Genomic DNA, 11,276 nt, shown 5'->3' on the forward strand with positions numbered 1-11,276 from the left:
AATGAAGGCGTTCCGTTCGTTGTATATATAGCGGCTGGAGGTATAGAGGCCGTAAGCCCGATTCTTGAGGAGGTTACGACGATGAAGTTCTTATGTTTAGGCTATTTAAATGCGGCGAAGATGGATGCCCGCCCTAAGGAGGAAATTGATAAAGTGATGAGCGAGTGCCGGCCGTATCTCGAGGAGCTGTACAAAACCGGCCGCGTGCTTCTTGACGCTGGTCTTGAATCGGAATTCAAGTCAATAAGACGGGAAGAGGGGAAAGTGCGAGTTGTCGATGGACCATTCACGGAAACAAAAGAGATGATTGGCAGCGCGTTTCTTATCGAAGCTGAGCATTTAGAGGAAGCCGTCCAAATCGCCTCGCTTCATCCCGCAGTGCAAGTAGATGCCGGATCAGAATTTGAATGGGGAATTGAAATTCGTCCGATCCATTATTTTGAGATGAAGAAACCGAAATAGGCTGCTCTTCCAAAAGCAAAACCTCGCTCCCGCGATCAATGCGGCGGCGAGGTTTTGTTTCTATGTATGGACTAAACAACAATTTCTTGAATACGCAAGCCTTCAACATGACTTAAATCCACGAAGTCATCCTCAATTTTGATGAGAGGCGCTTCCATTCGGTGCGGATTTAACAGAACGACTTCTCCCAGCCGTCCGTCCGTTAGGACGACTTGTTTGCCGAGCGTGCGTTTGATCATGTTCTCCATAAACAGGGATACGATCTGCGGATTTAATTCGCCGAATTTGCCGCGTTCCATCTGCTGCATGACCTCATGGAAAGGCAGCTGCGAATGATAAGGCCGCTCAGAGGACATCGCATGGAATACATCCGCAACCGCTACAATGGAGCTCATGAGGTCAATTTGATCCTTCTTGATTCCATAAGGATAACCGCCGCCATCCTCGCGTTCATGGTGCTGGAGCGCGACACGCGCGACTTTGGGATGTAAGCCGATGGCCTCCTTCAGCAGCTCATACCCGTAGACAGTATGTTTTTTCATGATTTCATATTCTTCCTTCGTTAGCTTGCCCGGCTTGTTGAGGATTTCGGTCGGGACGTTTACCTTGCCCACATCATGCAAGGTCGCGGCTAAAGAAAGAATCGTCAGTTCGGTCTCCGATAGATTCATCCATTTACCAATAAGCGTGGATAGGATCCCAACCCCGATGTTGTGCTGATAGGTATATTCATCCTTGGCTTTAATAATATCAATCATCTCAAAGACATTGGGATGGTTCGTAATCTCTTGAATAACGGGAAGGACCTCTTTACGAAGCTCCATGACGGGAACCTTTTTAGAGCTTGTAATGGATTCGAAAAGCTCCTTTGACCTGGCAACCGTCTGCCGCATCAATTGGCTTGTGCGCACTTTATCTGGCGTTTCGGCGTAGGTGCTGATCGATTGCTTCTCGATCCGATGGTTGATGAGCAAACGGACAACGTCATGGTTAATAATCGTCTGGGCAGGTACAATCGTGATGCCATAATGGTTAATGATATCTTTCTTCACTTTTTTTCCAATTAGTGCATCCATTAGTGATACCCCCTGATGCTAATAGGCTTTTTATATTCTACCATAACTTCCAAATTGAAAGTACTAGACAAAACTACAGCAGATCTTCGCAAGATTACCTATATGAATTTTTTTTCAGATAAAAAAAACCGATAGCAGTCTTTTATGATCGTAACTTTTCTTGCACTCTTGTAGTCTAAGTTAGTAGTTACATAGAGATGGGAGAGTTGCTTGAGAGATGAGCAGGAGAAAGAACAGCACAGGACGGCAGAGGAGTGGCATTCGTAGAAAAGTTGTAGTGATTGCGATTAGCGGCGCGCTATTGGCGCAGCCGATGTCTTTGGTTCTGCCGGGCAACTGGCAATTCATTGGAGCGACTCAAGCGGAAGCGGCCACAGCTGCCGCGCCGATTCTGAAGCTGAAGGAGTCTTCGATTGTTACTTCCGGCGCGAAGCGTCTGGATTATGTATGGCAAACGACAAGGAACAACAAATCCGTACAGACCGACGTTCATGTGATCGAGATCGATCTGAGCAATCCGAACGTCTCCCTGGGCGCGATTAGCGGTAAAAATAACAGCGTCGGCCAGCGCAACACCATTCTGAACATGACCAAAGAAAACGGGGCGGTAGCCGCCATCAACGCCGATGTTTTCGTTATGTCGAACGAAGGCGCGCCGCTTGGCGCCCAAATTACGAACGGAACGCTTATGGTGACTCCGTCAAAGCTGAAAGGAATGTATGCGTTTGCGGTAACGGCAGACCGCAAGCCTGTCATTGACGCCTATACATTCACCGGCACTGTAACGGCGGAGAATGGCAGCACGTTCCCGATCGAAGGGATGAATCAATCCTCCTATTCGCCGGAAGGCGGGGCTTCCCCTTACAGTCATGTCGATAATCTGTTCATCTATACGAGCGCTTGGGGCGGGGCGGAGCGGCCGGTTAATTCCGCAACGAAGCCGACCGAGGTGCTCGTGCGGGGCGGCATCATTGAGCAAATTTCCGTTAATGCGGCGATTCCAGGCGCGGTGCCTGAGGACGGGTATATTTTGCGGGCGCACGGCAAAGCGGCAACCTTCATTAAGGAAAACCTGCAGATCGGACAAGCGGTCACGGCGGATTATTCGCTCGTCTCCCAGACGACGAAGCAGCCGGTAGACGCGGCATCCTTCCAAATGCTTGTCGGGGGCCATACGCTGCTTGTCGATAACGGCGCGGCTTCCGCGTTCTCAAGAGACGTGACGGGCGTCAGCGGATCGTCCTATACGTCCCGTTCCGGCGTCGGCTATTCCAAGGACGGCACGAAGGTCTATATGATCACAGCCGAGAAGTCAGGCAGCAACACGGGGCTCAGCTTGAAGGAGCTGCAGCAGGTCATGGTGCAGCTTGGCGTTTATAAAGGCGTGAACCTGGACGGCGGCGGTTCCACGACGATGACGGAGCGCCCGCTCGGTCAATCCTATGTGATGCTGGCGCATCCGACACAGGAAAGCTCGCAGCGCGCCGTCGCAAACGGCATCGGCGTTTTCACTACGGCGCCGCAAGGAACGCTTAAGGGCCTGGTTCCAGCCGGACCTAATGTTATCCTGCTCGGCCAACAAGCAACTTATACCGCAAATGGATATGACACGTATTACAATCCGATCCCCGTTGATGCGGCGACGACGAAGTGGTCTGCTCCGGCAGCGGTTGGCACGTTCGAAGGCAACGTGTTTACAGCCAGCAAGATCGGCAAGACCAAGCTGACCGTCAAATCGGGCGAGGTCGAAGCGCAATACGATGTAGAGGTTGTCGGACAAGACCAGATCGCATCGTTGAAAATAAATAGCGGAGTCGGCATGCTCGCCAAAGGCTCCGTTACGAGCGTGCCGCTTACAGTGAAGCTGAAGGACGGCAAGTCCTACTCGATAAGCGGAGACGCTTTGAAATGGGAATTTGTCGGATTTGAAGGCGAATATGCGAACGGCGCGGTAACGGTGAAAAGCATAGACAAAAAGACGAAGGTCGGGTACGCGATTGCCCGCTATGACGGCTACGGCGCCGTGCTTCCTTTTGTAGAAGGAACGCAGGATGTGATGATCGAGGACTTCGAAGTGTCCCGTTATGCGATCACCTCGCAGGTGACGCCGCCGGATGTAACGAAGGGGACGGTAAAATTAATCGGCGATTTGCCGGAGCAGACGAGCCGCGGCCTGCAAATTTCGTATGACTTCTCGGGCGGGACAGGTACGAGAGCGTCTTATGCGGTATTTGGCAGCAGCGGATTGACGTTGTCCGGCTCGCCGACATCGCTATCAATGGATCTGTACAGCGACAACAGCAAGAACTGGGTGCGCGCGGAAGTATTGGACGCGAACGGCAAAGCGCATCTGCTTGATATCGCCAAAGAGCTGAATTGGAGCGGATGGAAAAACGTGAAAATCGATTTGGCTTCCGCAGGCATCGCTTATCCGGCCAAGCTGAAAAAAGTTTACGTAGTGACGGTTGACGCGGGCAGCGAAAACAAAACGGCTGCAGGAGCGATCGCAATCGACAATATTAAGCTGCATACGGCTGCGAAGGTTGAAGAGCCTGCGCGAGCAAAAATCGTGATGACGGCGGATAAGACGAAAGCGACGGTGAACGGCAAATCCGTTACGCTCGAGGCGGCGCCGCTTATTCAAAAGGGTTCTACGTACGTGCCGCTCCGGTTCGTGACGGAGTCGATGGGCGCAGAGGTGCTGTACGATGACAAGACGAGAAGAATTACGGTGCTTCGAGGCGGCACAATGCTCGAAATGACGATCGGACAGAAGGACTATATGCTGAACGGCGTCCGGTACACCTCCGATGTCGCGCCGTTTACGAAGAACAGCCGCACGCTTATTCCGGTCCGTTTGTTCTCGGAGAAGCTCGGCTTCACTGTTAATTATGAGGACAAATTAAGAAAGATTACCATAGAATAGCTAGACGGATCATGGCTAGAGTATGGTATGATAGTAGGGAATATCCTACTTCGATGGGAGTGCCGAACTGTAGTGGACCACCTGACAGTCGATATAAATCGGGTTATCTCGAATGCCATACATGCCATGGAAGACAGCAAGTATCAAATCTATGAAATATGCGAATCGGCGCGTACGGAGCTTGAATCGCTTGAGCTGGAGCTTGAGCAGGTGATTGAAGAGACGGTCCGGACGATTGATAAGGTGGATCAATTGGAGCAGGATTACCGGCGCGCCCGGGTTCGCCTAACGGAAGTCAGCCGCGATTTCGTGCGCTATAAGGAAGAGGACATTAAGCAGGCGTACGAGAAAGCGACCCAAATTCAGCTCGACCTCATGATGTACCGCGAGAAGGAAACGTATTTGAAATCTCGCCGGGACGATCTGCAGAAGCGGGTTCGAAATGTCGAGAAATCGATCGAGCGCGCGGAGATGGTCGGCTCGCAAATTAATGTCGTGCTGGAATATTTATCGGGGGACTTGAATCAGGTTACGCGGATTATCGAATCCGCGAAGACGCGCCAGCTGCTGGGGCTCAAAATTATTTTGGCACAGGAAGAAGAGCGCAAACGTATTGCAAGAGAAATTCACGACGGTCCCGCACAGTCCTTAGCCAACATCGTGCTTCGCACCGAAATTGCGGAACGGATGCTGATGAAGCAGCAATTCGAATTGGTTCAAGACGAGCTGATCGATTTGAAAGGACAGGTTCGAAGCGGACTAGAGGAAATTCGAAAAATTATATTCAATCTGCGCCCAATGGCGCTTGATGATCTTGGACTTGTGCCTGCGCTGCGCAAGTTTACGCAAGATTTCGAAGAAAAGTCCAAGGTGCACACCTCGTTCGAGATGACCGGCAGGGAGATTCGCTTGCCTTCCGCGATGGAGGCGGCGATCTACCGTATGGTGCAAGAGGCTTTCTCGAACGTGCACAAACATGCGAACGCTTCCCACGTTTCGCTGGACATTCATTATACCCCGCAGCTTATTACACTAACGATCCAGGACAATGGAGTAGGCTTTTTGGTGGAAGCGGCAGAGCAGCCATCAAGCCGAAATTCCCATTTCGGGCTAGTTGGGATGAAAGAGCGCGTGGAGCTAATTGAAGGAAGGATGATTATAGACTCAAAACCCGGGCAGGGTACGAAAATTGTAATAGAAATACCAATGAGTGCCGATCAAAGAAAGGAGAATGAGACTAATGAACCAGATAACGGCTAACCAATCCAATAAGATCAAAATATTGCTTGCCGACGATCACCAGCTGTTCCGCGAAGGTTTGAAGCGCATTCTGAATATGGAAAGCGACATTGAGGTCATCGGGGAATGCGGTGACGGCATCCAAGTGCTTGAGTTCTGTAATCACACGCTGCCTGAAATCGTGCTGATGGACATTAACATGCCGATCGAGACCGGTGTGGTGACGACCGAAAGACTGAGAGGGATGTTCCCGGATGTGAAGGTCATTATCCTATCCATCCACGACGACGAAAGCTATGTATTCGAGACGCTGCGCAAAGGCGCAACGGGATATCTGCTTAAGGATATGGAAGCGGAGTCGCTTATTAACGCCATCCGTTCCGTTCATCAAGGTCATTCCTACATTCATCCAAAAGTGACGGGCAAGCTCATTAACCAGCTTCGCCGCATGACGTATCTGGATGAAATGGGTGTCGCTTCCGGAGCGGCCGCAACGAAGGAGCCCGGCGTTAAATATATTGCGACGGAAGAAAGCCCGCTCACGCGCCGCGAGGCGGAGGTGCTTCGTCTGATGGCGGAAGGCAAGAGCAACAAGATGATCGGCGAATATTTGTTCATCAGTGAAAAAACCGTTAAAAACCACGTCAGCAGCATCCTGCAGAAGATGGAAGTGGACGACCGTACGCAAGCGGTTATTAACTCCATCAAATTCGGCTGGGTTACGCTGTAGAACAATATGTATTGAAGTTTTTGCAATCCTATCTCCATTGATTCCTAATGGGAACAAAGCCCTTGAGGCAAGCTGCGCTTGCTCCAAGGGCTTTGTTCGTGTTGTTTCTGGGTGTGGGCAATTGGCATACCAGCTGTATGGTCTGAAATAAGGTCAAAACTACACCTATATCGAGCGCAACTGGCCTCACGGCATGAAATAGCGACAAAAGTGCACGTATTCTGCTTCTAATCTTGGTTTTTCAGGCTTTGATGAAGAAATAAGTGCACATATGGCGCTATTCAGGACAAAAGGCTTCATCCGCAAAAAATAAGTGCGCTTTTGTCCTTATTGCCCGGTTCGTTTCGTGAAGGCGGAAACCATGTTCAATGTGAAGGCGTGTGTTAAAATGGTCGGACAGGTTCAGGTCCAGGGTTTAAGTTGTCGAGCCAAAATTCCAGCTCGGCCCGATAGATTCCCGGCACGAGAGGCTCGAATTTGAATATGGTGGATTCCTTGTACTCCTTGGTATGTCTCAAGCGGACATAAAGAGGGATTGGCTCCTCGCCAGCTTCTACATATTGGCCGGAGACCTCGTAGCTGCCAACCGGCAGGTCATTTAATCCGAATCCGCCAGGAAAGTTATAGCCGAACCGAGTGATGGTTTCGCCTCCGTTCAGAGGCTTGAGCGTAAGTTGGATGTTGTTTTCCAGATATATTTTATCGTATTCGTCTACCCAAAGATAATAAAAGAGTTCTCCTGTCACGGAATCCGTATCTGCAATCATATTACGGATGGCTCCTGTGTTGCCGGCGAAAGGCTGATTGACTTCAGGAGTCAAATGAACGGTGAACGTATCGCCTTCGACCTCGAAATCGTAAGATCCGCCCATATTCCAGGTAGTGGCGAAGTCCGTCAGTTCGATCCGATAATAGCCATTCGCATCGGTGTACGTAACCAAGTTGCTGTCATACAGCAGCTGATCGTCGGCAAATACTTCTGCGCCCGCAACCGGATTGCCCTTCGAGTCGACTACCCGTCCTTTGACAACGTAAGGCTCGACTTTATTTGCGTTTGCCGGCGGCCGCTCTCCTTGCCCCGCGTCTTCGTCCACCCAAATGTCCAGAACGCCTCCTTCGTCATTGTAGGAAACGACATACCCGCTGTTCTCCGATACGAAACGCAAAGGAACCATGGTGCTTTTGCTTAAGATTTGGGCGGGGACGTCCAGCTTGACGCTCTTCCCATTGACCTTAGCGGTGGTGCTGTTAATCGTAAGCTCGATCGTTAGGCCGGCTTTTGTTCCGATGGCTTTCCGTGTTGCTTCCTCCCACTTCACGGTGAAGCCGAGCGTTTCGAACAGTTTGCGGAAGGGGACAAGCGTCCGGCCGTTCTTTACGACGGGCTTCGCGGCATCGAAAGCGATCCGTTCATCATTGAAGTACACGTTCACCTTCTTGTCAGCGGAATGGACCGTCAGCGGAACGAGGCCGAACAGGAGAGCGAAGATGCTAAGCGCCGTCAGCCAACGTTTGATTGGAGCTTTTTTGTTTTCGATCATTTGCGCTGTTAACCTCTCTTCTTCATATATTTAGCAGTCTTAATGTAGAGGAAGATGACTCTCACAAACAATATCAATTTACTCTCAAAAATAAGAACGGGCTTACGCAGACGCTGCGGTAAGCCCGTGATCAAGTTTCGGTCGGTTAAGTTAATGGTTATGGCTGACGGCGGCGTTTCCTTAGCGCCACGATGCCGGAGACGGCGATGAAAGTGCCGAGCAAATAATAAGGCATCGGACTGCTGTCACCGGTCTGCGGAAGGCTGTCGATCGGGATGCTGCCTTCGTCGCCATCTGTCTCACCGCCTGTTCCGCCGTCATCTGGGGGCGTCTCTTCAGTGATAATTGTCGTTGCGGTTGGAGTAGGCGACGGCGCTTCCGTAGGCGTGTCTGTAGGCGTTGGAGTTGGAGATTCCGTCGGCGGATCGGTTGGCGTTGATGTTGGCGTAGCCGTCGGCGTTGATGTCGGTGTTGCCGTTGGTGTGGTTGTCGGTGTAGGTGTAGGAGTTGGCGTCCAAGTCCAAGTCGGCGGCGGAGTAGGCGTCCATGATGGTGTAGATGTCGGTGTCTGCGTCGGTGTAGACGTAGGTGTTTGCGTAGGCGTAGTAGTAGGCGTCTCCGTCGGCGGGTCAGACGGTGTAGTAGTAGGTGTCTCCGTCGGCGGGTCAGACGGTGTAGTAGTAGGTGTCTCCGTCGGCGGGTCAGACGGTGTAGTCGTAGGCGTTTCGGTAGGCGGATCAGTCGGTGTAGTTGTAGGCGTTTCGGTTGGCGGGTCAGTCGGCGTAGTTGTAGGTGTCTCCGTCGGCGGGTCAGACGGCGTAGTTGTAGGCGTTTCGGTAGGCGGATCAGTCGGTGTAGTCGTAGGCGTTTCGGTAGGCGGATCAGTTGGTGTAGTCGTAGGCGTTTCGGTTGGCGGATCAGACGGCGTAGTTGTAGGTGTTTCTGTTGGCGGATCTGTAGGCGTAGTCGTAGGCGTTTCGGTAGGCGGATCAGTCGGTGTTGTCGTAGGTGTTTCGGTTGGCGGGTCAGTTGGGGTAGTCGTTGGTGTTTCGGTAGGCGGATCCGTAGGAGTGGTCGTAGGCGTTTCCGTTGGCGGATCAGTCGGTGTAGGTGTCGGACATGGGCTTTTTATGATATAGAGGTAGCTTCTATACGTACCCGGTTTATGCCCTCCGGGGCCAAGCGTGGTCTGGATCGGGCCGCCATACAAATCGATCTGGCTGTTCCCGCATACCGGAATGCTGATCGTTAATTCGTAGTTGCCGGCTTTATCGTACTGAGCCGTTTCGCCGCTGTAATACACCTGATTCTCATAAGGAGTAGGCGATTCGCCATAGGTGTATACCGAGAAACTGGCTTGGACGCAGTCCTGGGTTGTCTTGAATTTGGTAGTGGCCGTGCCGTCGCCGTTGATCGTAATATACGGTACCGTTGGATCCTGCTGGGCCAGCTTATCCGCGAAGCCGTAATACGTTGTGCAGGAGGCTTCCGTCTGCTCATCGGATGCGGCATGTGCCTCTCCGGCCAATGAAGCTCCGGCGGGCTCTCCTTGAAGTCCGACGGTCTTTTTTTCTTCGTCCCCGAGCCCCTCTGCGTAGACGAAGGAGCTCATCGTAAGGGTTAGGGTTAACAGCAAAGCCATGACGATAGAGAATGGCTTTTTGGTTTGTTTTCTCATCCTTCACTCTCCTTATTCTATTGCATGATTATTTGCCCCTAAACGAGTGTTTAAGGCGACTCACCCTTTCTCATTGGAAATAGCCATCATAAATGTATATATGTGCAGCGCCGCATTCCGATGATTGAAATTTTTGGCATGTGGAAAAGCTTCTGTTTCTTGTGCTGTACTGAAAGGGCTTTTACTTGTCCGAATGCCCGTAACCGATGGGCGGGGATTGGCATATACTGTGGCATAAGGAAGATTGCGAAGGCGTTAAGCCGAGCGAACGAAGCGGGCGAGTTTCCGTGCGTTCGGCTTCACTAAACCATGTTGATGCTTATGAAGTGTTTTCCTGCGGAGAACGAAGCTTATACTTACGAGTTGTTTTTCTTACGAAAAACTGGAGGTGCTGCCGACATGCTAATGCTGTTGCTTCTCGTCGTCGGTTGTTATGTCCTAGCCGCATTGCTCGTGCATCTGGCTCATTGGCTTGGACGCGGGCGTGTGCAGAGGAGTAAACATTATGTGCTGATTACAGACAGCGGTCAAAACAATATGGAATGGTACCTGAGAATGCTGCACGCCTTCTCCCGTTGGATGGGCAAGGACGTTCGCCTGACGGTCGTGGACCGCGGCGCCTCGGAGGAGACGATGGCGATCGTGGAGCGCTGGCGGCGCGGCGGGAAGGAAGTCCGCGTGCATGCGCAGCTGCCGGACAACGGAGCTGATGACGGCAAGAACTTGGATGGCGGCCGGAAAGCCGCCCAGATGATGTGGATGCTGCAGGCGGAAGGCATTGTGTCGGAATCGGAGCACGCCGTGCTTGTGGATCTGCAGAATCCCTCCGACTTGTCGAAGATGCCGTTTTGACCTATAATGCAATCATAGATCCGCATAATAACAAGAAGTGAAGCACACTCGATTCGCTGAGACGCGAAGGGGTGTGCTTTTTTTTCGTCATTTTTTTGGTGCGGGGAGGATCAAGATGTAATGGAGGGGCGTACGAATGAAGGCTTATGTGTATGCGCTTAGGAGCGACGGCGTATGGAAAGCGAGGATGACGATTGAGCCGAAGGTTGACCTTGCGTTCTGGTTCGGCGGGGGACAGGCCTCTAGAAGCGCGGAGGCGGCGTGGCTGTGGAAGGAGGCGCTGCCGCTTGGGTTGGCTTGTCAGGTGGCGGAGAGGTGGGGCGAGAAGGCGGCGCGCGATCGAAAAGGGGACAGATCTCAAAACCTTTCGCATGCCTTATCCTATTCCGCCTATGTAGATGGCCTAATGGAGCTGGAGCGGGCGGTACGGGTCGTATGTGACGGCGCCGCGCGCCCGCCGCGGCGCCGGTGGCTGGGGGCGCTCCGTCCGGGAGCAGGCCGGACGGAAGCGGGGGACGCGCGCGCGCTGCTTGCGCGCGCGGAGCTGTGGCATGCCCGCGAGCATGGCGATGCGGGCATCGAAGCGGCCGCGGCGGCAGCGGCTGAGCGCGCCGCGGAGCTCCTGCAGGGGCGCGCCCTGCTAAGCGGCGAAGCGCGCGACCTGCTTGCAGGCGCCGGCGGCCCCGGCGCCGCCGCAAGCTGGCGCGAAGCGGTCCAGCTTGCGGCGCTGCTCGGGCGCGTGCGCCTCGGCGGAGCGGTCGCCGCCCATGGG

The 11,276-nt window shown here is 52.7% G+C and carries 8 protein-coding genes and 1 pseudogene; 6 read left to right on the forward strand and 3 right to left on the reverse strand.

Features of this window, described 5'->3' with window-relative positions:
- Nucleotides 1-81 precede the first annotated feature (81 nt).
- Entirely contained in the window at nt 82-462 is a 381-nt protein-coding gene (locus tag D3P08_RS18490) for a YciI family protein (protein WP_119601234.1), read from the forward strand.
- Between the two features lie 71 nt (nt 463-533).
- Here the strand turns inward: D3P08_RS18490 and D3P08_RS18495 are convergent, their stop codons facing one another.
- Entirely contained in the window at nt 534-1,538 is a 1,005-nt protein-coding gene (locus D3P08_RS18495) for an HD-GYP domain-containing protein (RefSeq protein WP_119601236.1), read from the reverse strand.
- Between the two features lie 217 nt (nt 1,539-1,755).
- Between D3P08_RS18495 and D3P08_RS18500 the strand changes: the two genes are divergently transcribed.
- The 3 genes from D3P08_RS18500 (at nt 1,756) to D3P08_RS18510 (ending at nt 6,433) form a co-directional block, all read left to right on the forward strand.
- The gene (locus D3P08_RS18500) at nt 1,756-4,464 is read left to right on the forward strand and encodes a stalk domain-containing protein (protein WP_119601238.1); all 2,709 of its coding nucleotides are present in this window, start codon (nt 1,756-1,758) and stop codon (nt 4,462-4,464) included.
- Between the two features lie 72 nt (nt 4,465-4,536).
- Nucleotides 4,537-5,724: a sensor histidine kinase gene (locus D3P08_RS18505; RefSeq protein ID WP_276311168.1), complete on the forward strand. Its 1,188-nt coding sequence runs from the start codon at nt 4,537-4,539 to the stop codon at nt 5,722-5,724.
- Nucleotides 5,705-6,433, forward strand: coding sequence for a response regulator (locus tag D3P08_RS18510; RefSeq protein WP_119601242.1), 729 nt, complete (start codon nt 5,705-5,707; stop codon nt 6,431-6,433). Before D3P08_RS18505 ends, D3P08_RS18510 begins: the two co-directional genes overlap by 20 nt.
- A 383-nt stretch (nt 6,434-6,816) precedes the next feature.
- Here the strand turns inward: D3P08_RS18510 and D3P08_RS18515 are convergent, their stop codons facing one another.
- Both D3P08_RS18515 and D3P08_RS18520 read right to left on the reverse strand, forming a co-directional pair.
- Nucleotides 6,817-7,974, reverse strand: coding sequence for a stalk domain-containing protein (locus tag D3P08_RS18515; protein ID WP_119601244.1), 1,158 nt, complete (start codon nt 7,972-7,974; stop codon nt 6,817-6,819).
- 157 nt (nt 7,975-8,131) lie between these two features.
- Nucleotides 8,132-9,652, reverse strand: coding sequence for an LPXTG cell wall anchor domain-containing protein (locus D3P08_RS18520; protein WP_119601246.1), 1,521 nt, complete (start codon nt 9,650-9,652; stop codon nt 8,132-8,134).
- 399 nt (nt 9,653-10,051) lie between these two features.
- On the opposite strand from D3P08_RS18520, the gene D3P08_RS18525 reads away from it, so the two are divergent.
- Nucleotides 10,052-10,504 (forward strand): hypothetical protein, encoded by a 453-nt coding sequence (locus tag D3P08_RS18525; RefSeq protein WP_119601248.1) that lies wholly within the window; start codon nt 10,052-10,054, stop codon nt 10,502-10,504.
- Between the two features lie 136 nt (nt 10,505-10,640).
- A pseudogene (locus D3P08_RS18530) lies at nt 10,641-11,276 on the forward strand (hypothetical protein); the annotation flags it as partial.

This window comes from Paenibacillus nanensis, assembly GCF_003583765.1.
In the GTDB taxonomy this organism is placed as follows: Bacteria; Bacillota; Bacilli; order Paenibacillales; family Paenibacillaceae; genus Pristimantibacillus; species Pristimantibacillus nanensis.